The organism is Nannocystis pusilla, assembly GCF_020073745.1.
Taxonomy (GTDB): domain Bacteria; phylum Myxococcota_A; class Polyangia; order Nannocystales; family Nannocystaceae; genus Nannocystis; species Nannocystis radixulma.
Map to the genome: position 1 here is coordinate 267,582 of NZ_JAIRAU010000001.1, position 24,066 is coordinate 291,647.

General features: G+C 72.0%; 19 protein-coding genes. 11 read left to right on the forward strand and 8 right to left on the reverse strand.

What is annotated here, in order from left to right:
* Window positions 1-79 precede the first annotated feature (79 nt).
* From fbaA to K7C98_RS01120, 4 genes are all read left to right on the forward strand, one after another.
* Complete coding sequence (fbaA, locus tag K7C98_RS01105) at window positions 80-1,114, forward strand: class II fructose-bisphosphate aldolase (RefSeq protein ID WP_224189601.1); 1,035 nt, start codon at window positions 80-82, stop codon at window positions 1,112-1,114.
* Window positions 1,115-1,144: 30 nt separating this feature from the next.
* The gene (locus tag K7C98_RS01110) at window positions 1,145-1,759 is read left to right on the forward strand and encodes an L-threonylcarbamoyladenylate synthase (RefSeq protein WP_224189602.1); all 615 of its coding nucleotides are present in this window, start codon (window positions 1,145-1,147) and stop codon (window positions 1,757-1,759) included.
* 59 nt (window positions 1,760-1,818) lie between these two features.
* Window positions 1,819-2,694: a DNA-methyltransferase gene (locus K7C98_RS01115; protein ID WP_263429184.1), complete on the forward strand. Its 876-nt coding sequence runs from the start codon at window positions 1,819-1,821 to the stop codon at window positions 2,692-2,694.
* A 216-nt stretch (window positions 2,695-2,910) separates the two neighbouring features.
* A complete protein-coding gene (locus K7C98_RS01120; protein ID WP_224189604.1) occupies window positions 2,911-4,323 on the forward strand; it encodes a ferritin-like domain-containing protein in 1,413 nt (470 codons plus the stop codon).
* A 7-nt stretch (window positions 4,324-4,330) separates the two neighbouring features.
* Here the strand turns inward: K7C98_RS01120 and K7C98_RS01125 are convergent, their stop codons facing one another.
* From K7C98_RS01125 to K7C98_RS01140, 4 genes are all read right to left on the reverse strand, one after another.
* A complete protein-coding gene (locus tag K7C98_RS01125; protein WP_224189605.1) occupies window positions 4,331-6,754 on the reverse strand; it encodes a hypothetical protein in 2,424 nt (807 codons plus the stop codon).
* Window positions 6,755-6,835: 81 nt separating this feature from the next.
* Window positions 6,836-7,693: a hypothetical protein gene (locus K7C98_RS01130; RefSeq protein ID WP_224189606.1), complete on the reverse strand. Its 858-nt coding sequence runs from the start codon at window positions 7,691-7,693 to the stop codon at window positions 6,836-6,838.
* 175 nt (window positions 7,694-7,868) lie between these two features.
* The gene (locus K7C98_RS01135) at window positions 7,869-9,887 is read right to left on the reverse strand and encodes a hypothetical protein (protein ID WP_224189607.1); all 2,019 of its coding nucleotides are present in this window, start codon (window positions 9,885-9,887) and stop codon (window positions 7,869-7,871) included.
* A 76-nt stretch (window positions 9,888-9,963) separates the two neighbouring features.
* Window positions 9,964-11,211, reverse strand: a complete 1,248-nt coding sequence (locus K7C98_RS01140; protein WP_224189608.1) for a family 3 adenylate cyclase — start codon at window positions 11,209-11,211, stop codon at window positions 9,964-9,966.
* A gap of 166 nt (window positions 11,212-11,377) precedes the next feature.
* Between K7C98_RS01140 and K7C98_RS01145 the strand changes: the two genes are divergently transcribed.
* The 3 genes from K7C98_RS01145 (at window position 11,378) to K7C98_RS01155 (ending at window position 13,740) form a co-directional block, all read left to right on the forward strand.
* Window positions 11,378-11,932, forward strand: coding sequence for a hypothetical protein (locus K7C98_RS01145; RefSeq protein WP_224189609.1), 555 nt, complete (start codon window positions 11,378-11,380; stop codon window positions 11,930-11,932).
* Window positions 11,933-12,038: 106 nt separating this feature from the next.
* Window positions 12,039-12,758, forward strand: a complete 720-nt coding sequence (locus K7C98_RS01150) for a head GIN domain-containing protein (RefSeq protein ID WP_224189610.1) — start codon at window positions 12,039-12,041, stop codon at window positions 12,756-12,758.
* A 76-nt stretch (window positions 12,759-12,834) separates the two neighbouring features.
* The gene (locus tag K7C98_RS01155) at window positions 12,835-13,740 is read left to right on the forward strand and encodes a hypothetical protein (protein ID WP_224189611.1); all 906 of its coding nucleotides are present in this window, start codon (window positions 12,835-12,837) and stop codon (window positions 13,738-13,740) included.
* On the opposite strand, the gene add is transcribed toward K7C98_RS01155, so the two are convergent.
* The 4 genes from add to K7C98_RS01175 all read right to left on the reverse strand — a co-directional run bounded on the left by add (window position 13,732) and on the right by K7C98_RS01175 (window position 17,603).
* A complete protein-coding gene (gene add, locus K7C98_RS01160; protein ID WP_224189612.1) occupies window positions 13,732-14,805 on the reverse strand; it encodes an adenosine deaminase in 1,074 nt (357 codons plus the stop codon). The two genes, K7C98_RS01155 and add, sit on opposite strands and share 9 nt — an antisense overlap.
* A gap of 55 nt (window positions 14,806-14,860) precedes the next feature.
* The gene (gene hpt / locus K7C98_RS01165; RefSeq protein ID WP_346660265.1) at window positions 14,861-15,400 is read right to left on the reverse strand and encodes a hypoxanthine phosphoribosyltransferase; all 540 of its coding nucleotides are present in this window, start codon (window positions 15,398-15,400) and stop codon (window positions 14,861-14,863) included.
* A gap of 203 nt (window positions 15,401-15,603) precedes the next feature.
* Window positions 15,604-16,491 (reverse strand): tetratricopeptide repeat protein, encoded by an 888-nt coding sequence (locus K7C98_RS01170; protein ID WP_224189614.1) that lies wholly within the window; start codon window positions 16,489-16,491, stop codon window positions 15,604-15,606.
* Window positions 16,488-17,603, reverse strand: a complete 1,116-nt coding sequence (locus K7C98_RS01175; RefSeq protein ID WP_224189615.1) for a hypothetical protein — start codon at window positions 17,601-17,603, stop codon at window positions 16,488-16,490. The genes K7C98_RS01170 and K7C98_RS01175 overlap by 4 nt, the downstream gene beginning before the upstream one ends.
* Window positions 17,604-17,959: 356 nt before the next feature.
* On the opposite strand from K7C98_RS01175, the gene K7C98_RS01180 reads away from it, so the two are divergent.
* The 4 genes from K7C98_RS01180 to K7C98_RS01195 all read left to right on the forward strand — a co-directional run bounded on the left by K7C98_RS01180 (window position 17,960) and on the right by K7C98_RS01195 (window position 24,058).
* Window positions 17,960-18,997, forward strand: coding sequence for an alpha/beta hydrolase (locus K7C98_RS01180; protein ID WP_224189616.1), 1,038 nt, complete (start codon window positions 17,960-17,962; stop codon window positions 18,995-18,997).
* A gap of 14 nt (window positions 18,998-19,011) precedes the next feature.
* Window positions 19,012-20,802 (forward strand): dipeptidyl-peptidase 3 family protein, encoded by a 1,791-nt coding sequence (locus tag K7C98_RS01185; protein ID WP_224189617.1) that lies wholly within the window; start codon window positions 19,012-19,014, stop codon window positions 20,800-20,802.
* A complete protein-coding gene (locus K7C98_RS01190) occupies window positions 20,799-23,390 on the forward strand; it encodes a DEAD/DEAH box helicase (protein ID WP_224189618.1) in 2,592 nt (863 codons plus the stop codon). The genes K7C98_RS01185 and K7C98_RS01190 overlap by 4 nt, the downstream gene beginning before the upstream one ends.
* 116 nt (window positions 23,391-23,506) lie before the next feature.
* Window positions 23,507-24,058, forward strand: coding sequence for a heme NO-binding domain-containing protein (locus K7C98_RS01195; protein ID WP_224189619.1), 552 nt, complete (start codon window positions 23,507-23,509; stop codon window positions 24,056-24,058).
* Window positions 24,059-24,066 lie beyond the last annotated feature (8 nt).

The window sequence follows — 24,066 nt, forward strand, 5'->3', positions numbered from 1 at the left end:
GCGCGCGGCGGGCGGCCGTGGGGCGTGCCGCCGCGCGAGAGGTGTGTTACCCCTTGGCCCCGCCAAGCCCGGAGGAACCATGCCCGTCGCCGACTACGCCACCTACTGCCGCATGCTCGACAACGCCAGGGCGAACAAGTTCGCCTACCCGGCCATCAACATCACCTCCTCGAGCACGATCAACGCCGCGCTGGCGGCCTTCAGCGAGGCGAAGAGCGACGGCATCCTGCAGGTGAGCACCGGCGGCGGCGAGTTCGCGTCGGGGCTGGGCGTGAAGGACATGGCGCTCGGCGCCATCGCGTTGGCCGAGTTCATCCACCGGGTGGCCGAGCGGCACCCGCACTACGTGGCGATCCACACCGACCACTGCCCGGCCGACAAGGTCGACAAGTTCCTGCGCCCGCTGCTGGCCGAGACCCGCCGCCGGCGCGCGGCCGGGCTGCCCAACCTGTTCTCGTCGCACATGTTCGACGGCTCGGAGCTGCCGCTGGCGGAGAACATGAAGGTCGCGCGCGCGCTGCTGCAGGAGTGCGCCGAGCTCGACGTCATCCTCGAGGTCGAGGCCGGCGTGGTCGGCGGCGAGGAGGACGGGGTCAACAACGAGGGCGCGCCGGCGGAGAAGCTCTACACCACGCCGGAGGACATGGTCGCGGTGGCGCGGGCGCTGCGCGAGGTCAAGGGCGGTCGCTACATGTTCGCCGCCACGTTCGGCAACGTGCACGGGGTGTACAAGCCGGGCAACGTCAAGCTCAAGCCGACTATCCTTCGCGACGGTCAAGCCGCGGTCGCGCGCGAATTCGGCGAGGCCGCCCGCTTCGACCTCGTGTTCCACGGCGGCTCGGGCAGCGAGCTGAGCGAGATCCACGAGACCCTCGAGTACGGCGTCGTCAAGATGAACATCGACACGGACACCCAGTACGCCTACACCAGGCCGATCGCCGACCACATGTTCAAGCACTACGACGGCGTGCTCAAGATCGACGGCGAGGTCGGCAACAAGAAGCACTACGACCCGCGCTCGTACCTCAAGGCGGCCGAGAAGCTGATGCAGGCCCGCGTCAAGCAGGCCTGCGCCGACCTCCGCTCGACCGGCACGACGCTGCTGGGGCGCTGAGCGAACCGCCGTCACCGAGGAATTGCCACCATGCGGGTACACGTCGACGCCGAGCGCCCGAACCCGCGCAAGCTGCAGCCCGCGGTCGACGCGCTGAAGAAAGGTCAGGTGATCGTGTACCCGACCGACACCGGGTACGCGTTCGGCTGCGCCATGTCGAGCGCCAAGGGCATCGCGGCGATCCGCCGGCTCAAGGGGCTCGACGAGCGCTCGCACAAGCCGCTGACGATGATCGTGTCGGGGCTGACCGACGTCGGCCGCTTCGGCGTGCTCGGCACCTCGCACTTCCGCCTGGTCCGCCGCCTGCTGCCGGGGCCGTACACGCTGGTGCTGCAGGCGACCTCCGAGGTGCCGAAGAGCATGCACAACCGCCACCACGAGGTCGGCCTGCGCGTGCCCGACCACCTGGTGTGCCGCATGCTGATCGGCGAGCTCGGCGAGCCGCTCCTGACCGGCTCGGTCACGCCCGGCGAGAACGAGACGCCCGAGCTCGAGGAGGCCGAGGAGCTCGAGAACCGCCACGCCCGCGACGTCGCGGTGACGGTCGACGTCGGGCCGCTGTGGCCCGACCCGTCGACGGTGCTGCGGATGATCGGCGACGACGTCGAGGTGCTGCGCGAGGGCCAGGGAGACTTCCGCCCGTGAGCGAGGAGACGGCGCCGCCGCCGTCGCGGTCGCGGGCGCGGATCGTGCTCGGGGACAACATGGACGTGCTGCCGGGGCTGCCGGACGGCGGGTTCTCGCTGATCTACATCGACCCGCCGTTCAACACCGGGCAGACCCAGCGGCGCGCGCAGCTGCGTACGGTCCGCGACGAGGACGGCGACCGCACCGGCTTCAAGGGCCTGCGCTACCGCACGATCAAGCTCGGCGAGCGCCGCTACGCCGACGTGTTCGACGACTACCTCGAGTTCCTGTGGCCCCGCCTCGAGCAGGCCCGCAGGTTGCTGACGGCCGACGGCAGCTTCTTCCTCCACCTCGACTACCGCGAGGTCCACTACGCGAAGGTCGCGTGCGACCAGATCTTCGGCCGCGACTGCTTCATGAACGAGATCGTGTGGTCCTACGACTACGGCGGCCGCTCGAAGTCCCGCTGGTCGGCCAAGCACGACAACATCCTGTGGTACGCGCGCGACCCGGGGCGCTACACGTTCGAGTACGAGGCGATCGATCGCATCCCCTACATGGCCCCGGGCCTGGTCGGGCCGGAGAAGGCGGCCCGCGGCAAGACGCCGACCGACGTGTGGTGGCAGACGATCGTCAGCCCGCAAGGCCGCGAGAAGACCGGCTACCCGACGCAGAAGCCGCTCAAGATCCTCGAGCGGATCGTGCTCGTCCACTCGCGCCCGGGCGACCTCCTGCTCGACTTCTTCGCCGGCAGCGGCAGCTTCGGCGAGGCGGCGCTGCGCCACGGTCGCGACGTCGTGCTCGTCGACCAGAACGCCGAGGCGGTCGAAGTGATGCGGCGCCGGCTCGAGTTCGCCGCGCCGGTGATCGAGGGCACGACGCCGATCGAGCTGGTCGCAGCGCCGGTCGTCGCGGCCGTGAACGCGGTAGAAGCCGCGGACGAGGCCGGTTAGGCGTGATGTCCGTGCATCGGTCAAATGTCCGATTGGACAGGTGCGCGTAATTGCGCGGCGCGTGTGCTGTGGCAATTGAACGGCGTCCGCGGGCGCCGCTCCTGGTGTGATTGAACCTCGCCGCAATTCACAGGGGGTCAGTCACGACATCGGTGTCGTGGCGTGTATCGCATGAGCTCGGTGGCGTGGTCGTGCCGGCTTGGTTAGGTTACCCGCATGCGCACCTATCTTGACGTGTTGCGGGCCTTCCGCGTCGAGCTGATGGCCGGCCTGGGGCTGCTCGCGGGCTGCGGGCCGAGCGGCGGCGAGAGCACCGGGGACACCGATCGCGGCTCGACGTCGTCGACCGGCACGGCCACGACGGGGCTCACCACCGGCGCGACGACCGACGTTTCGGGCGAGGTGACCGGCAGCACGGAGGGCGCGACGGGCACGACGACGACGGGCGCGACGACCACCAGCGGCGAACCCGGCACGACGACGGCGGCGACGACGGCGGGCGAGACGACGGCGGGCGAGACGACGGTGGTCGAGACCGGACCGGTCGGCACGAGCACGAGCACGACGACCACCGCCGGCGAGACCGGGACCACGAGCGACACCGAGGGCGAGTTCACGTGCGAGCCGGCGCCGCCGGGGATGATGCAGCAGTACGTGTGCTTCCCGGTGCCCGACGGCCTGCCCGACTGCGCCGCCTGCGACGAGGTGTGCGAGCAGGGCTGGGCCAACACGGCGGCCACCGGCGACCCGTTCTGCAGCTACGTCGAGCTGATCGTGCAGTGCGGGCCGGACCCGATGCCGGCGGTGCCGGGGCAGTGCTGCTACTTCATCGCCCACGGCGACGGCATGGTGTGCGAGGGCCGACCGTTCATGGTCGCCGGCGAGGGCCGCGTGGCGCCGACGATCCGCCGCGGCGACTGGGGCGGCGCGATGCAGCCGTCGCTGGCCGGGCTGAACGACGCGACCTGCCTGGCGCTGGCCGACCTATGGGGCGCCGCCGCGGCCGACGAGCACGCGTCGGTGGCCGCGTTCGCCCGCTTCGCCCTGCAGCTGCTGGCCGTCGGTGCCCCGGCGGCCCTGATCGACGGGGCGCAGCGGGCCATGGCCGACGAGATCGCCCACGCGCGCGCCTGCTACGCGCTCGCGGGGGCCTATGCCGGCTGTCCGATGGGACCGGGTCGTTTGGACATGTCCGAAGTGATAGGCGAAAGCGACCTGCCGGCGCTGGCCGCCGCCGCGGTGCGCGAGGGGTGCGTCGGCGAGACGCTGGCGGCGCTGGTGGCCCAGGTGGCGGCGATCCAGGCCCGCGACCACGCGGTCCGCAGCGCGCTCAAGCAGATCGCCGTCGACGAGGGCCGCCACGCGCAGCTGGCCTGGCGCTTCGTGCAGTGGGCGCTGGGGCGCTCGCCCGCGGTGCGCGAGGCGGTGCGCGACGCGTTCGCCGCGGCGCTGCGCGAGCCGGTGACGGCCCGCCCGTGGCCGGCCGAGGCCGACCCGGAGATGCTCCGCGCGCACGGGCGCCTGTCGCCCGAGGAGCAGATCACGCTGTGCCGCGACGCGCTCGCGGGTGTGGTCGGCCCGGCCGCCGACGCGCTGCTCGGCCGCGCCGAACAGGCCGCCGCGGCCTGAGGGGCGGTCACTCCTCGAACAGCTGGTCGACGAAGACGGCGACCACGCGCGGCCCGGAGCGGGTCGCGCGGACGGCCACCGCGAAGTGGATGGTCATGCCGTTGTTGTCGGTCGTGCGCGCCTGCACGAGCACATGGCCCGCGCGGGCCAGCGCGTCGATGGTAGGACGGTAGCGCGCCATCCGCCGCGCCAGGCCCGAGGGGCGGATGACCTTCAAGGTGCCGGACAGGCCGCGCGCGCGTGGGGTCCATTCGCCCTGGGCCTCGCGCGGCACGTAGTGCTTGACCGAATCGGCGAGCACGCAGTCGAGGAGGTCGCGGAACTCCTCGACGTCCCGGCCGACCCCCGGGGCGTCGCCGCAGGGACGGAAGCCCTGGACCGCGAGCGGCAGGGCGCTGACGCGCGCGAGCGTGAGGACCTGGGTGTTGCGCAGCGCTTCGAGCCAGACGCGCGCGGTCTCTCGCGCGTCCGCAGGCGACACGGAGCCGGAGCTCGCAAGATCGCCGGCGTCGACGTGCACCAGCTCGGCCGCCAGCGCGACCGCGGTGGGATCGGGGCCGCACGTCGGGGCCGGTGGGGCCGGCGGAGCCGCAGCCGCGGCCCGGGCCGTGCGTCTGGCAGCCGGCTTGCGCAGCAGCCCGGCGTTGTCGTTGAAGGTGGCGAGCCAGATGTCGCCGCCCGGGCTGACCCACATGGCCGCCGGATGAAACCGGGTGAGGTCCTGCGCCTCGTCGCGCCAGGTCGCGCCGTCCCAGCGGTACACGCCGCCGTCGCTGTCGACGATCCACAGCGCGTCGGGCGCTTGCACGTGGAATCGCACCACCTCCTTCGCGGCGGCGGGCAAGGGCAGCGGCGTCCAGATATCGCCGGCGTCGAGGCGCAGGAGCGCTTGCCCGCTCCTGGCCGCCTGCAGCGCCCATAGACCCGTGCGCGGCGTGCCGTGGAGCTCGACGATGCGACCTTGCGGCGAGTCGGCGGCGATCTCCCACGCGCCGCCCCGCTTGCGCAGCAGGCCGGGGAGCGCCGGCAAGACCGGCTCGCCCTCGGCCGTCGTGGCCCCGCCGCGGGCGCGACGGAACGACCCGACGGCGAGCTCGGCCGACCACCAGCAGCCGTCGAAGTGCAGCACCCCGTCGGTGCCGTGGGCCCAGACGTCGCGCGGGCCGGTGCCCCAGACCGCGTCCATGGTGTCCCACAGGTGCACGTCGGCCTTCGACCATGCGCGCCCGTCCCAGTGAAAGATGCCATCGCCGACGGCCCACACGTCATTGGCGCTCGAACCCCACACGGCGCGAATGGTGGCAGCCTCGGGGAGGGCGACGCGGGTCCAGGCGCGCCCGTCGAAGTGGGCGACGAGGCCCTCCCGGCCGGCAGCCCACACGTCGTCGTCCGCGATGCCCCAGATGGCGTGGAGCGGGTGCAGCCACCGGCGATCGATCGACTGCGTCCATCGCTCGCCGTCCCAGCGGGAGAGGATCCCCTTGTCGCCCACGCCCCAGGCGGTGCCGTCGGGCGCGGACCACAGCGCCCGCAGGCGGCTGTCGTTGGCGGCGATCGTGCGCCACTCGCCCGCGCTGAAGCGGAGGACCTGCTGCGAATCGACGAGCCACACGCTGCCGTCGCCGCCGTCGTACAGCCGCCGCAGCAGGTCGTGCGCCAGCGGCCACGAGCGCCATGCTCCGCCCTCGAGGTGATGGACGGCCGCGAGATCGGCGGCCCACACGTCGCCCGGCGCGCGGACCAGCAGCCCGGTGGTGTCCTCGCGCCGGACCCTCGTCCAGCGCCGGCCGTCCCAGTGGAACAGGCCGTCGTCCGCGCCGAGCCAGACGTCGCGCTCGTCCGTACCCGCGAGCGCGTTGCCCTCGGCGGTCGGCGGCGCGGGGCCGTCTCGCAGGGCCTCGCCGTCCCAGCGCGACAGCCGGCCTGCCTCGCTCAACAACCAAATGTCGCGGTCGCCCGCGACCCACATGGCGTCCGACGACGCGGTGACGAGGCCGGTGTCGTGCCATTGCCGGCCGTCCCAGGCGTACAGCAGACCCTGGTCGCCCTGGGCGTGCCAGCGCTGGCCGAGCGCCCAGAACCCGCCGGCGGCCCGCGGCGCGAGCTGCTTGAGCCACACGTCGGCAGGCGCGTCGGCGATCCGCTCCCACCGCTCGCCGTCGAATCGCAGCAGCGTGTCGTTACCCACGGCCCAGACCTGGGTCGCCGAGGTGCCCGCGAGCGAGGTCAACGTATTGCCCTGAGGCAGCGGATGGTGCCAGCACCACCCGCTCTCGGAGCAGATGCCGGGCCCGCGCTCCGGGACGACGTCGGGCTGCTGCGAAGATTCGGGCTCCGGCGCCGGCAGGGCGGCGGCGACCGGCGGCGCGGCGACGTGGGGCCGACCGCAGCCCACCAGGACCACGGCGGCGAGGCAAACACGGCGGAGCATTCGCAGGACCCGATCGTCCCTGCGAATGCCCGACGTGTCAAGGTCGGCCGGCCCGCAGGCGTTCGGACTGTACTCGGGCGATCACTGCGGGCAACGCGGGGCGATGAAGCTGCCGTCGAGCGCGAACTCGTTGTCGTGGCCCGGCCAGGTCACGTGGCACAGGCGGCCGACGACCTTGTCCTCGTCGATGGCGACGATCTGCAGCGTGCCCTGGGCGATGCCGGTGCTGCCGTCACAATCCTCGCTGCCGAAGTCGGGGCCGGTCTCGCGGCCGAAGCCGTGCGGCTGGACGTCGGCGAATTGGAGGGAGTAGAGGCCGGGCGCCTGGAAGGCCGAGGGGAGCCGCAAGGACAGATCCCAGTGGTGGCCGCAGGCGACGGGCTCGTGCGGGTCGGCGCAGGTGAAGGTCTGGTCGGAGAAACGGACGTACAGGAGGTTCGGGTCGTCGTCGTCGCCGGTCGTGCCGTCGGGGCCGACCTCGATCTGCGACTCGACGTACGACAAGACCTCGACGTCGAGCGGGACCGCCTCGCCCTCGCACGGCTCCGGCTCGCCGGTCGTGTACGGGGTCGTGGTGACGTGCGTGTCGGAGCCGGTGCTGGTCTCCACCACAGTGGTACCGGCCCAGGTGTCGCTCGCGTCGCCGGTCTCCACCAGAGTGGTGCCGGCCCACTCGGTGTCGCTGCCGGGCTCCGCCAGAGTGGTGCCGGTCGTCTCACCCTCCGGGTCGTAGCTGGTCGGGGCCGGCATGGTGGAGGTGGCGGAGAGCGAGCCGGGCGAACCGGCGGAGGTGGTGGTGGCGCCGTCGGTGTCGGGGCTCGACGATTCGCTGCCCTCCGTGCCGGGGTCGGAGTCGCCGGTGCTCAGCTCGGCCTTGAAGGTGCAAGCGAGCAAGCCGGAGAGGAGGATACCGAGTTCGATACGAGTTGTGATGTGCATGGCAATATTGTTAGCATGCATCAATGATGCGTCGATCGGACCCGTTTCGGCACATCGGGCCGCGCTCGGACGTCGGCGACGGAACGGCGAAATTCCGGAGAATGGAGCCGTTCGAGCGCGCTTCGTGCCGGCGCGGTCGGACGGACAAAGCACATTGTGGCGAAATGCCAGGACCTCAACGGGCAGTCGGCGCGGCGGCGGCGATCCGGGCCTGCGCCTCGGCGGCCTTGCGCCGGGTGTGCACATCGGGGTCGCCGTCGAGGGCGGCCAATGCAGCGACCGCACAGCCGGCCGCGGCGCCGCAATTGCCGAGCGCGAGCGCGGCCTGGCGGCGAATCGCGGGCTCGTGGTCGGCGAGCAGGCGCGCGAGGTCGGGCACCGCCGCGGCCGCGCGGGGGCCGAGGTCGACGATCGCCGCCATCGCCTCCTCGCGCTGCCCCTCGGGCTCGCCGGGCGTGGCCAGCCGCACCAGCGTCGGCAACGCCTCGGCGGCGGCGTCACCCCACGGCAGGCGCCGGAACGCGACCAGCGCGGCCATGCGAATGCCCGGCACGGCGTCCTCCATCACGACCCGCAAGGCCGGGAGCAGCGACGGCAAGAGCGACGGGTGGGCCGCGAGCAGCTCCGTCGCCGCCTTGCGCACGCCGGAGCTCGGGTCGGCGACGAGGGCGACGAGCGGGCAGGCGAGCGCGCGCGGATCGGCGCCGACGCGCTGCAGCGTGACCACGGCCAGCGAGCGCACGTACTCGTCGGCGTGGTTGAACAGCGCGAGCAGCTCGGGCGCGAACTCGCGGGCCGCGGGGCCGTAGCTGCCGAGCGCCAGCAAGATGTCGAGGACGATCGCGGCGACCGGTTCGTCGTGGAGGTCGCGCGCGAGGTCGGGCGCCAGCGCCGCGCCCGGGGCACCTAACGCGATGATCGCCCGCACCGCGCGGCTGCGGACCGGCGCGTCCGAGCTGCGCAGCTGGGAGCGGTGATGCGCGAGCCGATCGTCGATCGCGTCGAGCTGCGCGATCGCCAGGCTGGCCAGCGGGTCGTGGGCATCGGCGGCGACGCCGAGCAAGCGCCCGCCCGGGGCGATGAAGGCGACCGCGGGATAGGAGGGCGCGCCGAAGCCCTGCCACTGCTCGTCGGTCTCGGCGTGGATGAAGCGCAGGGCGCCACCTGTCCTGCGGGACAGCTCGGCGAACTCCGCCCGGAACGGCTCGCAGGCGGCGCACCAGGTGGTCGAGAGGTTGACGACGGCGATCTCGCCGGGGGCCAGGGTCGCGACGGCGCGATCGAGCTCGGCGCGCCCCTGGACCTCGAGCGGGTCGCGACCGCGAGCGCGGGCCGAGCGGCGGGCGAACGAGAGGACGCCGAGCGGATCGACGAAGCGGGCCTGGGGGGCCCGGCGCCGGGCGTGCGCGGCCCGCTCGCGCAGGGCGATCACGCCGTCGCCGTCGCCGTCGGGGACGCCGGAGGACCAGAACGCGCGCGCGGCCGCGGCTCCGACCTGTCCCGAGGGGAAGGTCGTGACGACGCTGGCGGCGTCGGCCAGCGCGGCGAAGGCCAGGCGCGGGCGGGCCTGCTCGAGCACGACGGCGCGGGCGCCGGCGCGGATGCCCTCGAGGTCATGTCTCAAGGTGCCGAGCGGGTAGCAGGCGTCGGCGAGGGGGATGCAGCCCCACGGGTCGTCGGGGGTCTCGACGACCTCGGCGGCGACGATCACGAGCATGGCCCCGGGCGCGAGCTCGCGGCGCAGCACGGCGAGCAGCTCGGTCACGCCGGCCGCGGTCGGCGGGGCGTGCACGGCGACCCCCGGCGGAGCGGCGGTGGAGGCGAGCAAGATCCGGTAGTCGGCCTCGGAGCGCAGGGTCGCCAGCGCGTGCCCCAGCCGGGGGCCCTCGCGGCCGTCGAACACGAGGGCGAAGCGCGGCTGGTTGACGTCGAGCGGCGGGGGCTCGGTGCGCGGGAGCTCCGGCCGCCCCGCGAAGGTGTTCGGGCTGCTCACCCACTTCGCGGCGTCGGGCCGGGGGTCGCAGACGAACGCGCTGGCGAGGTTGGCCTCGCTCGCGCGGATCTCGTCGGTGACGAGGCTGCCGTCGCAGCCGCGCGGCTCGTCGATCGCGGCGGGCGCGGGCGCAGGCGCGGGCGCGACGGGCCGGCATCCGTCGAGCAGCAGCGCCGATACGGCGAGGTCTCGCAGTCGCACGATCACGCAGGATAACACCCGGCGCGCGGCGGGAGGTATCGCGGGGCTCCCGAGGCGATCGCCGGCTGGCCGCGGATCAGCCCTCGAACGCCCGCAGCTCGACGCCGGAGACGTGGAAGCGCAGCTCGCGGAATTCGGGCGCGTCGACGCGGGCGTGCACGCGGTCGCTGAGGTAGACCTTGCCCCATTCGCCGCGGTCCTGCGCCATCTTCGAGGCGATGTTGACCGGCATGCCGGCGATGTCCTTGCCGCCGCCGGCGAGGTCGAACACCAGCACGGGCCCGAGGTCGACGCCGATCCGGCAAGCGATGCCGCCGGCGGCGAGCTCGCGGCGGAAGGTGCGGGCGAACGCGAGCGCGCGGGCCGGGTCGTCGAAGGTGTAGATGCCGAGCGGGCCGCTGACCTTGACCTCGACGCCGCGGGCCTCGGCGAGGTGGCGCAGGCCGGCGTCCTTCATCGTCGCCGACAGCGAGAGGTTGTTGAACAGCGCGACGGCCCGGCTGTCGGCGTCCTGGGACTGGCGCTCGACCAGCACGACGACCTTGTGCTGCGTGTACTTGGCGGTCATCTCGCGCGCCAGCTCGGGGTCGCCGAGGCGGCCCTCGAAGCGCACGAGGTCGGCGTAGAATGCGTCGGAGTAGGGGATCGGGTAGCGCTTGGAAGAAGATGTCCCGAGGGACAGGCGGGGGCCGTCGGTGACGCGCCACAGCGCGCCGAGGCCGGCCGCAGCGCCGCGGGCGACGAGGGCGAACCCGTGCGCGGGCGGCAGGCGGCGGACCACGGCCTCGCTGACGACGATCTCGCCGCCGCCGATGTGATCCTCGGCCAGCTCCTCGATGGCGTCGGACTCGTCGCCGTACAGGCCGCCGCCGGCGCCGTAGAAGTCGCCGAAGTGGGCGGCGAGGCCGATCTTGACGGCGCAGCGGCGCGCGACCTCGTCCTGCACGGTGAGCAGGGCGGCGAGCAGGCGCTCGGCCGCGACCGCGGCGGGGTAGAACATCTGCGTGTTGTCGGCGGCCCAGATCCCCACGCCCTCGCCGCCGATCGCGGACCCGAGCGCGTGCACGATCGCCTTGGGCTGATCGATGATGGCGAGGATCTCCATCAGGCCGCGCTCGGCCGTCAGGCGCGTGAGCCCGGTCGAGTCGCTGACGACGTTGTAGCCGGTGACGCGGCAGGCCTCGAGCAGGCGCATGGCGTCGGCCTCGGTCTGGTCGCTCTCCAGCCAGCGCCCCAGCAGGCGCAGCGGCAGGCCGCCGACGATGTCCTGGGCCAGGTCGAACAGCGCGGGCGAGTACTGCGTGCGGGCGAGCTTGGTGACCAAGGCGAGCGGCTCGCGCGTGGGTAGCAAGCCGGGGCGGCGTTGACAAGCGTCATGCGGCGCGCGGGCGACGTCTGCGGCGACGTCGAATGCACGTAACTCCTGCTCGGGGCCGGCGTTGGCGCGCTGCGACCGGCGGTCGCGTGGACATCACTCGAGCGAGGACTTCATGAAGATCTGGACATGTCTCGTCGCACTCACTCTCGTTGCCGCCTGCGGCGACGACGGCGGCGGCGGCACCGACACGGCGGGCGACGACGCGAGGCAGGTGCCGCCGACGAGCGGCAAGGTGGCCATGCGGGCGTGGCTGGCCGAGGGCCACTACAAGCAATGGGCGTGCGAGTCGGGGGCGCACGACGCGACGATCACGGTCTCGCCCCACGGGAAGCAGCGGATCTGCTCCAACGACGTGCTGGCGACCCACGGCGACGGCGAGTACCCGGTCGACGCGGCGGCGGTCAAGGAGCTCTACGACGCCGCCGGGGCGGAGCTCATCGGCTACGCGGTCTATCGCCGGGTGAAGCCGGGCAGCGAGGGCGGCAGCTGGTACTGGTACGAGGAGGTGCCCGACGACCACCCGGCGCCGCACGACGACGACGGGATCGTGGCCGACGGGCTCGGCGACAGCGGCCCGGCCAAGAACATCTGCGTCACCTGTCACGCGCTGGCCGGCACCGACGCCGACCACCCGGGCCAGGACTTCGTGTACGTGCAGGTGCAGTGAGTCGACGACGCGCTGCGATGTCGCGCGCGCGAGCGCTGTCGGTTGTGCTCGCGCTCACAGCCTGCCGGTGACGCCGGTGCCGGCGCGCGGTGTTGCACCGCCCGTCATGCCGCTCTCGTGTCGTCTCCTTCTCTCGCGCCTGCTCCCCGTCGTCGCCCTCGCCCTGCCCGGCTGCTTGCCGCTGGAGGGCAACGGCGACGTCGTGGTCGAGGAGCGCGCGCTCCACGGGTTCGATGCCGTCCACAACACGACCTCGATCGACGTCGAGATCGCGCTCGCCGACGAGGACGGCGTGCGGATCATCTGCGACTCGAACCTCGTCGACGACATCGAGGCCTACGTCGACGTCGACGTGCTGTGGATCGACTCGCCCGGGTTGAGGTCGCTGCGCCCGGAGGGCGACTGCCGGGTCGAGGTCGCGGTCAAGCGCTTGCTCGCGGTCGAGAACAGCGGGTCGGGGCACGTCGAGGTCCTCGGCGAGGTGGCGGAGCTGTCGCAGATCCTCCTCCAGGGCTCGGGCGGGCTCGTCGTCGCGGAGCTGACCGCGCCGACGGTCGAGGTGCGCTCGACCAGCTCGGGCGAGCTGCGCATCGGCGGACACGTCAGCGACGTGTCGCTCGAGAGCAGAGGCTCGGGCGAGATCTTCACCCGAGAGCTGGTCGCCGAGACCGTCGTGGTTCGCTCGTCCGGCTCGGCCGGGATCGAGCTGACCGCCAGCGAATTGATCGATGTCCGGCTGACCGGCTCCGGCGTGGTCCACGTGTGGGGCGAGCCGGAGGACCGCGACATCGACAGGACCGGCTCCGGTCAGGTCGTCTTTCACTGAGCGCTCGCAGTCACGCCTGCGCCGGTGACCGTGATCCCGGTGCGGGCGGCCGTGCCCTTGCTGTAGAGTCCAGGCGATGCCTCGTCGCCACGTCCCCGTGTACTTCAGCCCGGACTACGTGCTGGCTCGCCACGAATTCGACACCACGCGCAAGTCGTCGTGGGTATGGCAGTCCCTGGTCGAGGCGCCGCTCGTCGGGATCGAGCCGCGCGCGCCGGAGCTGCTGTCGGAGGCCGAACTGTGCGAGGTCCACGACGCCACGTACGTCGCGGCGGTGCGCAGCGGGGTGCCGCTCGAGCTGGCCGAGTCGCAGGGCTTCGCCTGGGATCCGGCGCTGTGGACGATGGTGCGGGCCTCGAACGGGGGCACGGTCGCGGCCGCCCGCGCGGCGCTCGCGGAGGGCTGCGCCGGCTCGCTGTCGAGCGGCCTGCACCACGCCCGTCGCGGCCACGGCATGGGGAGTTGTACCTTCAACGGCCTGGCCCTGGCGGCTCGCGCCGCGTGCGTCCACGGTGCGCGCCACATCCTCGTGCTCGACCTCGACGCGCATTGCGGCGGCGGCACCCACTCGCTGCTCGCCGACGACCCTCGCGTGTGGCAGGTCGACGTCTCGACCGAGGACTACGACCGTTACGACCCCAGTCCGCGCTGGACGCTCGATCTCGTCGACCGCGCGGACGCGTACCTCCCGACCGTCGCCGCGCGCCTGGCCGCGCTCGAGCGCGAGGCGCCCCGCTTCGACCTGTGCATCTACAACGCCGGCATGGACCTGCACGAGGACAGCGGCGACGGGGCGCTCGCAGGCGTGACCGGCGAGCTGCTCGCCGAGCGCGAGCGCCTCGTGTTCGACTGGTGCCGCCGGCGGGACATCGCCGTGGCCTTCGTGCTCGCCGGCGGGTACGTCAGCGACACCCTCGACCGCGACGGGCTGGTCGCGTTGCACCGCCTCACCCTCGCCGCCGCGACCGCTTCGTCAGGGTGAGTCGGCGGCGCCGAAGTGGGTGGCGGCGAATTCGTCGAGCTCGGCCGCGGTGGCGCGCATGAAGCGGCGCTTCTCGTGGTACGGCAGGAAGGCGCTCTTGAAGCCGTTGAGGATGACCTGGCGCAGGGCGGCGAAGTCGAAGTCGAGTTCGGTGTGGAGCAGGTGGAGCTCGCGCGAGACGGTGGTGTCGGTGATCAGGCGGTTGTCGGTGTTGACGGTGATCCGCGCGCCGAGGTCGAAGTAGAGCCGCAGCGGGTGCTCGGCGATGCTGCTGACCGCGCCCGTCTGCACGTTCGACGACGGGCAGCACTCGAGCGGGATCCGGTGGTCGACGACGTAGCGGAGCAGGTCGCCGTCCTCGCGCAGGCGACAGCCGTGGCCGATCCGGTGGGCGCCGCACACGTGCAGCGCCTGGGCGATCGAGGCCGGGCCGTAGGCCTCGCCGGCGTGGATCGTGACGTTGATGTTGTTCTGGCGCACGAGGTTGAAGGCCTCGTGGTGGGCCTTGGGCGGGTAGTCGTACTCGGCGCCGGCGAGGTCGAAGCCGACCACGCCGCGGTTCTTGTAGGCGACCACGAGCTCGGCCATGCGCAGCGAGGACTCGGGCGAGATGTTCCTGATCCCGCAGAGGATCAGGTTGCTCTCGATGTTGTGGACCTGCTGGGCCTCGTGCAGGCCGCGCAGGACGGTCTCGACCACGCGCGTGAGGCCGAGCTTGCGCCGGGTGTGCAGCATCGGCGAGTAGCGGACCTCCATGTAGCGCACGTTCTCGGCCGCGGCGTCGGCGGCCAGCTCGAACGCGGCGCGGTACAGGGCCTCCTCGTCCTGCAGCACCTGCAGGGTGACGTCGAAGGCCTTGAGGTAGGCGACCAGGCTGCCGGCGTTCTGGCCGAGGTGCATCGCCTCGCGCAGGCCCTCGGCGGTGGCGGCCGGCAGCGCGACGCCGCGCTCGCGCGCGAGCTCGAGGATCGTGTCGAGCCGCATCGAGCCGTCGAGGTGGACGTGGAGGTCGGTCTTCGGCAGCTTCTGGATCTGCGCGAGCGTGAGGGTCGGCGCGGCGGGCATTCTGTCTTTCAAGCCAGGGCGTTAAGAGCAGGTCACAAGGGACAGGACCGGAGAGTCAGGTGGTGTAGATCGCCGGCTTGAGCACGCCGATGTAGGGCAGGTTGCGGTAGTGGCCGCGGTAGTCGAGGCCGTAGCCGACCACGAACTCGTTGGGGCAGGGGAAGCCGACGTGGCGCACCTGCAGCGGCCGCTTGCGCGCCTCGTGCTTGTCGAGCAAGGCGCAGATCTCGAGCGAGGCGGGGTGACGCGTGCGCAAGATGTCGCACAGGTAATCGAGGGTCAGGCCGCTGTCGACGATGTCCTCGACGAGGACGATGTGCCGGCCGGTGGCGGCGCTGCCGAGGTCCTTCAAGATCCGCACCTCGCCCGAGGAGGTGGTGCGGTCGCCGTACGACGAGACGGCCATGAAGTCGATCGACAGCGGGATGTTCATGTGCCGCACGAGGTCGGCCATGAAGAGGAGGCTGCCGCTCAAGATCCCGACCATCAGCGGGTCCTTGTCGGCGTACTCGCTCGCCAGCGTGCGCCCGAGCTGCGCGACCCGGTCGTGGATCTGCTTCTCGGTGAGGAGGATCTTGGAGAGGTCCGAGGTCAGGCCGCCTTGCCAGATGTCCGTCGTCGTGTGTGTCATGCGCGCTCGTGCGCGCGAGGATACACGAGCGCCCGGCGCGCGTCAGCCGGCGCCGGCGGGCCCTCGCGGGCCACGAGCAGGATTCGCTGCACCGACGCTCGAGGCGGGGGTCGACCGGTGCGACGGCGGCGGGGTCCGGGTCGACGACAAGGAGTCGGGGGTGCCGCTCAGAATGGCGGTTCGCCGTCGCCTTCGGCGCCGTCGCCCCACAACTTGCGCGCGCGAACGTCGACGAGGAGGAAGCGGGCGCCGATCCCGTCTTCAGGACACAGACAGAGCATGCGACGGAAAGTGGCTTCGGCGCTGTGGAAGTCGCCGCCGCGCCACTGGCACAGACCGAGGCCGTGGAGGCTGCGGAGGAACGCTCGATTCCCGTGGAGATACCAGGAGAGGATCCCGTCGAAGCCGGGGCCGAGCTGGCGTTCGCCGATCTGCACGGCGATCTCGTAGTGCGTCCGCGCGACCGGGAGGAGGACGTCGAACACCAGGTTGCCGAGGTGCCGGTGCGCGTCGATGTTGCCGGGGTCACGCTCGACGAGGCGCATGAGCAGTTCATGTGCGGCGAGCGGGCGGTCGGCTTCGCGGTGGTCGAGCGCGGCGAAGAGGATGTCCTCGTCGTCCGGCGGCGGTGAGTGCATCTCGAACATGTCTCGTGCTCGCGCGCGCAGGTGGGCGACGACATCGTCCGGCAGGTGATCGAGCTCGTCGTCCATCGGCCACGGGCCGAACTCGATCGGCGGGCGTGGCGGGAGCGCGAGCGCGTCGAGGTCGAGGCGCGCGTGGAGGATGTGGCCGACGAGGGTTCTCGGCGGAGCGTTGCCGCGAGGGGCGCGGCACTGGACGCTCACCCGCAGCGCCGGGACGATGGCGCGGAGATCCGGCACCCGTAGCCTGACGATGGTCCCGTCGTCGAGGCGACGGACCCGCGCGGAGTCCTCGGCGAGCGAGAGCACGACGACGTCGACGAGCTGCGTCGGTTCGGGCTCGCGGCGCGGCGCCTCCTGCCGGGGGTGACGCGGCCGCGGGGTTTGTTTGCGGCGGTCGGAGGCCCTCATGAGGAGGCCCCTGCGCCGGGGGTGTCATGGAGGCGGAGGCTCTCCGCGATCTCGTCGCGGATCTCGGTGAAGCGATCGACCTCGGAGTGGTCGGGCGGCGGGCGAATGCTGTCCCACAGGGCGAGGGCCTCGACGAGGCGGGCCCGATCTCCGGCAGCGTGCTCGTGCAGATGCAAGGCGAGCAGCTTGCGCGCGACGAGGTCGTCCGGAGCGAGCGCGACGGCGCCGCGGAGCACCCGTTCGGCGTCCTGGAGGCGACCGAGCTCCTCGTAGATGTGCGCGGCGGTGGAGAGGACGATGCGGCGGTCGTGGGCGTCGTCATCGGTCAAGACGAGGTCGAGCCAGCGCTCGGCGACGGCGGCGGCGTCGGCGGCGAGCTCGGGGCATTGCTCGAAGAGCCGAACGGCGACGAGGATCATGCGCGTGCGCAGGGTTCCCAGGGGGAGACGGACGCCGCCGATCTCGCCGGGTGCGTCGGGGTCGACGCGGTCGCGCGCCGCTGCGAGGAAGCGGACGAGGTTCTCGAGGTATCCGGCGAGGTCGTCGTCGGCGCGGAGGTCCTCTGCGTCGGCGACGAGCGCGAGCAAGGACTCGAGCGGCGGATCGTCGGGACGGAGACGGCGCCACAGCTCGACCGCGGCCAACCCGAGGAAGTCGCGATCGGCAGCCGACAGCACGCGCTCGGTGATCGCGGGGAGCCAGTGGATCCGCGACATCCGCCAGGCCGAGCCTCCCGCCGGCATGCGCGCGATGTGACTCAGAACGTCGGCGCGTGTGACGACCAGGCCGCGCTCGGCGAGTCCGCCGAGCAGCCTGTCTTCGTCGAGGGTGGCGACCTCGGCGTGCGTCCAGAAGCGATCGATCCCCCGCCGCAAGCGCCGGAGCGCGCGCGGGAGGAGGTGTTCACGCTCGCGCCAGCGCTGGGTCAGGTACGGATGAACGGAAGTCTCTTCGTCGGCGCTCGGGACGTCGTCGTCCTCGAACGCGTCGAGGCGCTCCTTCGTGGCAGGGTTCTGCTTGCGGGCGAGGGTCCGGGCTTGCCGGCGCTCGACCTCGCGGCGGTGTCGCTTCTCGGCGCGACGCTGGGCGCTGCGGTGCTGTTTCTGGCTCATGAGAGGTCATTATCCGATGAGCGTTTCCGCGCCAAGCCCCTTCGCGCTGCCGTTAGGGGCTATCTCGGCTGCGGGATTCCCGCACGATGCGCCGCATTCTCGCTGTGCGACCGGTACCGGCGGCCGAAGGAGGTGCGGGAAGGCGGCGCGCGGAGGATCGCGGCATGGTGCGATGGACATGTCCTCGGGGACATGTTGTGCGTGGACGGCGACCTCGAAGCTGGCCGCCGCGAGGTGCAGCGGCGCGCGGGCTCTGCCGGCGAGCGGTCGCCCGTCGCGGCGGCGGCAGCTCGCGGGGGCCGTCGGATGGTTCGAGGTCGCTGCAGCGGCCGCGCGTGCTATGTTCGCGGGCCGATATGCCGACTCACAACTACGCGCTGCCGCGCGGCACCACCGTCACCATCGAGATCGACTCGCCCGCGCTGGCGGCCAACGTGGTCGGCGATCCGTCGTCGCGGGCGGTCGCGGTGTACCTGCCCGAGGGCTACGACCGCGGCAACGAGCGCTACCCGATCTTCGTCGACCTGGCGGGGTACAGCAGCTCGGGGCTCAAGCGGCTCGGGTGGACCGGGTTCGGCGAGTCGATGCCGCAGCGGCTCGACCGGCTGATCGCCGGCGGGGCGATGGGGCCGGTGATCGGCGTGTTCCCCGACGGCTTCACGGCGCTGGGCGGCAATCAGTACATCAACTCGAGCGCGCTCGGGCGGTGGGAGGACTTCCTCGCCGACGAGCTGCCGGCGCGGCTCGAGCGCGAGTTCAGGGTCCGGCCGGGGCGCGCGGGGCGGGCGGTGTTCGGCCACTCGAGCGGCGGCTACGGGGCGCTGGTGCACGGCATGCGCCGCGCGGACGTGTGGGGCGCGGTCGGCTGTCACGCCGGCGACTGCAACTTCGACCTGGCCTATCGGCCAGACATGCCCAGGCTGGTGACCGCGCTGGCGCGCAGCGGCGGGGTCGAGGGCTGGCTGAAGGCGTTCGCGGCCGCGCCGAAGTGGGGCGGCGGCGATCACCTGCCGCTGATGTTGCTGGCGATGGCGGCGACCTACGACCCCGACCCGGGCGCGTACATGGGCGTGCGCCTGCCGGTCGACCTGCACACGGCCGAGCTCGACGCCGAGGCGTGGGCCCGGTGGTTGCGCTGGGATCCGCTGCGCATGATCGAGACGCCGGAGGCGCAGGCCAACCTGCGCCGGCTGCACGGGCTGTTCATCGACGCCGGCTCGCGCGACCAATTCCAGGCCCACTTCGGCGCGCGCGCGCTGGTGCGGCGGCTGTCGGCGCTGGGCATCGCCCACGTGTACGAGGAGTTCCCCGACGACCACTCGAACACCAGCTACCGCCTCGACGTGTCGCTGCCGTACCTCTACCGCGCGCTCGACGGGGCCGGTCGCGGGTAGTATCCTGCGGGCCCATGCCGCCTGTCCGCTCGACCATCTTCGTGGCGCTCGCGCTCGCCGCGTGCCAAAACCCCGACGTGAGCAAGGGCGAGCGGGCTGCAGGCAAGGTTGTGGAGGACGCCGCGAAGGACGACGCGGACGCGGCGGACGAGCCGGCGGAGGCGACGCCGGCGAAGCAGGCGCAGCTCAAGCTGAAGAGCCCGGCCGAGCTGCTGCACGACAAGATCGACCAGTTCGTGACCTCGCCGCTGACGACCGACGTGTCGCAGCTGCCGCCGGCGGAGCGCGCGGCGCTCGACAAGTTGATCGAGGCGGCGCGGCTGATGGACCCGATCTTCGACCGCCAGGCGTGGGCCGGCAACCCGGCGCTGCGCGCGGAGCTCGAGAAGGACACCAGCGAGCTCGGGATCGTCAAGCTCGACTACTTCACGGTCATGCGCGGGCCGTGGGATCGCCAGGAGCACTACGCGCCGTTCGCGACCACGCTGGCGCACCCGCCGGGCGCGGGTTTCTATCCGGAGGACCTCAGCGCCGACGCGTTCAAAAAATGGGTCGCCGAGCACCCCGAGGACAAGGCGGCGTTCGAGAGCCTGACGACGGTCATCGTGCGCGCCGGCGACAAGCTCGAGGCGCGGCCCTACAGCGCCGAGTACGGCGAGTGGCTCGGGCCGGCCGCGAAGGCGCTCGAGGACGCGGCCAAGCTGACGAAGAACCGCTCGCTGACGAAGTTCCTGCGCTCGCGCGCGCAGGCGTTCCGCACCGACGACTACTACCAGTCCGACAAGGACTGGATGGACCTCGACAGCGTCGTCGAGATCACCATCGGGCCCTACGAGACCTACGAAGACGAGCTGCTCGGCCTCAAGGCCGCGTTCGAGGCGTTCGTCACCGTCAGCGACCCGAAGGCCTCGGCGGCGCTGGCGAAGTACAAGAAGTACCTGCCGGAGATGGAGCAGCACCTGCCGATCCCCGACGAGGTGAAGACGAAGCGCGGCAGCGAGAGCCCGATCCGCGTGGTCGACCTGGTGTTCTCGGCCGGCGACGCGCGCAAGTCGGTGCAGACGATCGCGTTCAACCTGCCGAACGACGAGAAGGTGCGGGCCGAGAAGGGCGCCAAGAAGGTCCTGCTGCGCAACCTGATCCAGACCAAATTCGACGTCATCATGCGCCCGATCGGCGAGCAGGTGCTGCACCCCGACCATGTGTCGTCGCTGTCGGGCGAGGCGTTCTTCCTGCAGGTGCTGTTCCACGAGCTGTCGCACAGCCTCGGGCCCGCGTTCGTCGCCCCGCAGCCGGGGGCCGACAAGACGGCGGAGAAGGTCGACGTCCGGGTCGCGCTCGCGGCCAGCTACTCGCCGCTCGAGGAGGCCAAGGCCGACGTGATGGGCGCGTACAACGTGCTCTTCATGATCGAGAAGGGCGAGCTCGCGGCCGACCTGAAGGACAAGGTGTTGCTGTCGTACTTCGCCGGGCTGTTCCGCAGCGCCCGCTTCGGCGTGGCCGAGGCCCACGGGCGCGGGGCGGCGCTGCAGCTGGGGCGCTTCATCGCCGCCGGCGCGGTGGTGCCCGACAGCGCGAGCGGCAAGTTCAAGGTCGACCTCGTCAAGCTCGAGCAGGCGATCAGCGACCTCGTGCGCGACATCTGCCTGATCCAGCACAGCGGCGACAAGGCCGCGGCCGACAAGCTGCTCGACGAGCACGGCAAGATCACGCCGCTGCTGCAGGCCTCGCTCGACCGGCTCGGCCAGATCCCGGTCGACATCCGCCCCAACTACCCGCTCGCCGGCGAGATCTTGCCGCAGTGAGCGCCAACGACAACATCACGGCCGGCCCGCGCGAGCTGCGGGAGTTCGCGGCCCGGCTGATCGAGCAGCCCGACAAGAACACCTCGTCGGACGCGATCCTCGAGTGCTTTCTCGATTGGGTCACCGAGACGGGGCTCGAGCTGTACCCGGCGCAGGAGGAGGCGATCCTCGAGCTGCTGGCCGGCAAGCACGTGGTGCTCAACACGCCGACCGGCTCGGGCAAGTCGCTGGTGGCGCTGGCGATGCACCTGGCCGCGCTGGCCCGCAGGCGCCGCAGCGTGTACACGAGCCCGATCAAGGCGCTGGTCAGCGAGAAGTTCTTCGCGCTGTGCCGCGAGTTCGGGCCCGACCGCGTCGGCATGATGACCGGCGACGCCAGCGTCAACCGCGACGCGCCGATCCTGTGCTGCACCGCGGAGATCCTGGCCAACATGGCGCTGCGCGACGGGCGGATGGCGCCGGTCGACGACGCGGTGCTCGACGAGTTCCACTATTACGGCGACCGGGACCGCGGGATGGCGTGGCAGATCCCGCTGCTGGCGCTGCCGTTCACGACCTTCCTGCTGATGTCGGCGACGCTCGGCGACACGACCAAGGTCGAGGACGGGCTGAGGCGCCTGACGAAGCAGGAGGTCGCGGTGGTGCGCTCGGCGACGCGGCCGGTGCCGCTCGACTTCGAGTACCGCGAGACGCCGCTGCACGAGACGATCGCCTACCTGCTCGACCGCGCGCGCGCGCCGATCTACATCGTCAGCTTCACCCAGCGCGAGGCCGCCGAGGAGGCGCAGAACCTGATGAGCACGAACCTGTGCTCGCGCGAGGAGAAGGCGGCGATCGCCGAGGCGATCGGGGGCTTCCGCTTCGACACGCCGTACGGCAAGGAGATCCAGGGCTACCTCAAGCACGGCGTCGGGGTCCACCACGCGGGGCTCCTGCCGAAGTACCGCCTGCTGGTCGAGAAGCTGGCGCAGCAGGGCAAGCTGCGGGTGATCTGCGGCACCGACACGCTCGGGGTCGGGGTCAACATCCCGCTGCGCACGGTGCTGTTCACCAAGCTGTGCAAGTACGACGGCGAGCAGACGCGGATCCTCGGGGCCCGCGACTTCAAGCAGATCGCCGGGCGGGCCGGGCGCAAGGGCTTCGACGATCACGGCTACGTGGTCTGCCAGGCGCCGGAGCACGTGATCGAGAACAAGAAGCTCGAGGCCAAGGCGGCGGCCGACCCGAAGAAGAAGAAGTTCGTGCGCCGACAGCCGCCCGAGAAGGGCTATGTCCCCTGGGACAGGTCGACGTTCGAGAAGTTGATCGATCGCGAGCCCGAGCCGCTGCAGTCGCGGTTCGTGGTGTCGCACGGTATGATCCTGAGCCTGCTGCAGTCGCCGGCCAACATCAACGCGTGGGGCGGCGGCTACCGCCGGCTGATCGAGCTGATCGCGGCGGCGCACGACGAGGCGCGGGCCAAGACCCGCCACCGGCGCGAGGCGGCGACGCTGTTCCGGGCGCTGCGCAAGGCCGGCATCGTCAAGCTGGTGCCGCTCGACGCGCGCAAGGACGGCGGCGGCGGCCGGGCGGTCCGGCTCGACGAGCACCTGCAGAAGGACTTCTCGCTCCACCACACGCTGTCGCTCTACCTGCTCGACACGCTCGGCCGGGTGCCGCTCGACTCGCCGACCTACGCGCTCGACGTGGTGTCGCTGGTCGAGTCGCTGCTCGAGAACCCGCAGGTGGTGCTGCAGGCGCAGGAGCACCGCGCGCGCTCGGAGAAGATCGGCGAGCTCAAGGCCGCGGGGGTCGAGTACGAGGAGCGCATGGCCGAGCTCGAGAAGGTCTCGTACCCCAAGCCGCTGGCCGACTTCATCTACGACACCTTCAACGAGTTCTCCGCGCTCCACCCGTGGGTCGGGCAGGAGAACATCCGCCCGAAGTCGGTGGTGCGCGACATGGTCGAGCGCTACGCCGCGTTCAACGACTACGTCAAGGAGTACGGGCTGCAGCGCAGCGAGGGCGTGCTGCTGCGCTACTTGATGCAGGCCTACAAGCTCCTCGTGCAGACCGTGCCCGACGCGGCCAAGACCGACGAGGTGCACGACGTCATCGGCTTCATGCGGGCGATGTTCGAGCACGTCGACACCAGCCTCCTGCAGGAGTGGGAGCGCATGCTGCACCCGCCGGTGCTCGAGGGCGAAGCCGCGCCCGCGGGGCCGCGCGATCTGTCGGCCGATCCCAGGGCGTTCGCCGCGCGCGTGCGCGCGGAGATGCACGCGCTGGTGCGCGCGCTCGCCGAGCGCGACTGGGAGGACGCGGCGGTCGGCACGCGCGCCGACCCCGACGATCCGTGGCCGCCGGAGCGCTTCGCGCAGGCGATGGCCGAGTACTACGCGGAGTACCCGACGCTGCGCTTCGACCACGGGGCGCGGTTCCCCAAGTACACGCGCATCGAGGCGGTCGCCGACCAGCGCTGGCGGGTCACGCAGGTGCTGGTCGACCCCGAGGAGGACAACCTGTGGCACATCGAGGGCGAGGTCGACCTGCGCGGCGACGGCTTCCCCGAGGGTCCGCTGGTGATGATGCGCGCGATCGCGGTGTGAGACCCGGCGCGACATTCGCTCCGGCTTCCCCCCGCGCGTCCCCGCGTTGCCCCGGGGCCGGTACTTGGCCGACACTCGAGGTCGACGGGCGCGGGGGCGTCCGCGGAGGCGACAGGATGTACGGACTCGTCAACAAGGCGGTCGAGGACCTGGTGGTTTCGCGCTACGGCGAGGACATGTGGGCGCGGATCCAGGAGCAGGCCGGGGTCGACGCCGTCGGCTTCGTGTCGATGGAGGCCTACCCCGACGAGGTCACGTACAAGCTGGTCGGCGCCGCCAGCGAGGTGCTCGGGCGCCCGCCGGCGGCCCTGCTCGAGGCGTTCGGCGAGCACTGGATCCTCTATACGGCGCGCCAGGGCTACGGCGAGTTGATGGCGATGTTCGGCGCGTCGATGCGCGAGTTCCTGGGCAACCTCGACAACATGCACACGCGGGTCGGGCTCAGCTTCCCCCAGCTGCGGCCGCCGAGCTTCGTGGTCCGCGACGCGGGGCCGCGGACGCTCGAGCTCGAGTATCACTCGCGCCGCGAGGGCCTGGCGCCGATGGTGGTCGGCCTGCTCAAGGGCCTGGCGCGCGGCTTCTCCGAGGAGGTGGCGGTCGAGCACGTGCACGGCCGCGACCGCGACGGCTTCGACCTCTTTCGCGTGGAGCTGCAGGCCGCAGCCTAGAGGCTCGC

What these genes read in the sequence shown, in the direction of transcription:
- fbaA (WP_224189601.1), top strand. Translation starts at nt 80, where the DNA reads ATGCCCGTCGCCGACTACGCCACCTACTGCCGCATGCTCGACAACGCC.
- K7C98_RS01110 (WP_224189602.1), top strand. Translation starts at nt 1,145, where the DNA reads ATGCGGGTACACGTCGACGCCGAGCGCCCGAACCCGCGCAAGCTGCAG.
- K7C98_RS01115 (WP_263429184.1), top strand. Translation starts at nt 1,819, where the DNA reads ATGGACGTGCTGCCGGGGCTGCCGGACGGCGGGTTCTCGCTGATCTAC.
- K7C98_RS01120 (WP_224189604.1), top strand. Translation starts at nt 2,911, where the DNA reads ATGCGCACCTATCTTGACGTGTTGCGGGCCTTCCGCGTCGAGCTGATG.
- K7C98_RS01125 (WP_224189605.1), bottom strand. Translation starts at nt 6,754, where the DNA reads ATGCTCCGCCGTGTTTGCCTCGCCGCCGTGGTCCTGGTGGGCTGCGGT.
- K7C98_RS01130 (WP_224189606.1), bottom strand. Translation starts at nt 7,693, where the DNA reads ATGCACATCACAACTCGTATCGAACTCGGTATCCTCCTCTCCGGCTTG.
- K7C98_RS01145 (WP_224189609.1), top strand. Translation starts at nt 11,378, where the DNA reads ATGAAGATCTGGACATGTCTCGTCGCACTCACTCTCGTTGCCGCCTGC.
- K7C98_RS01150 (WP_224189610.1), top strand. Translation starts at nt 12,039, where the DNA reads ATGCCGCTCTCGTGTCGTCTCCTTCTCTCGCGCCTGCTCCCCGTCGTC.
- K7C98_RS01155 (WP_224189611.1), top strand. Translation starts at nt 12,835, where the DNA reads ATGCCTCGTCGCCACGTCCCCGTGTACTTCAGCCCGGACTACGTGCTG.
- add (WP_224189612.1), bottom strand. Translation starts at nt 14,805, where the DNA reads ATGCCCGCCGCGCCGACCCTCACGCTCGCGCAGATCCAGAAGCTGCCG.
- K7C98_RS01170 (WP_224189614.1), bottom strand. Translation starts at nt 16,491, where the DNA reads ATGAGGGCCTCCGACCGCCGCAAACAAACCCCGCGGCCGCGTCACCCC.
- K7C98_RS01175 (WP_224189615.1), bottom strand. Translation starts at nt 17,603, where the DNA reads ATGAGCCAGAAACAGCACCGCAGCGCCCAGCGTCGCGCCGAGAAGCGA.
- K7C98_RS01180 (WP_224189616.1), top strand. Translation starts at nt 17,960, where the DNA reads ATGCCGACTCACAACTACGCGCTGCCGCGCGGCACCACCGTCACCATC.
- K7C98_RS01185 (WP_224189617.1), top strand. Translation starts at nt 19,012, where the DNA reads ATGCCGCCTGTCCGCTCGACCATCTTCGTGGCGCTCGCGCTCGCCGCG.
- K7C98_RS01195 (WP_224189619.1), top strand. Translation starts at nt 23,507, where the DNA reads ATGTACGGACTCGTCAACAAGGCGGTCGAGGACCTGGTGGTTTCGCGC.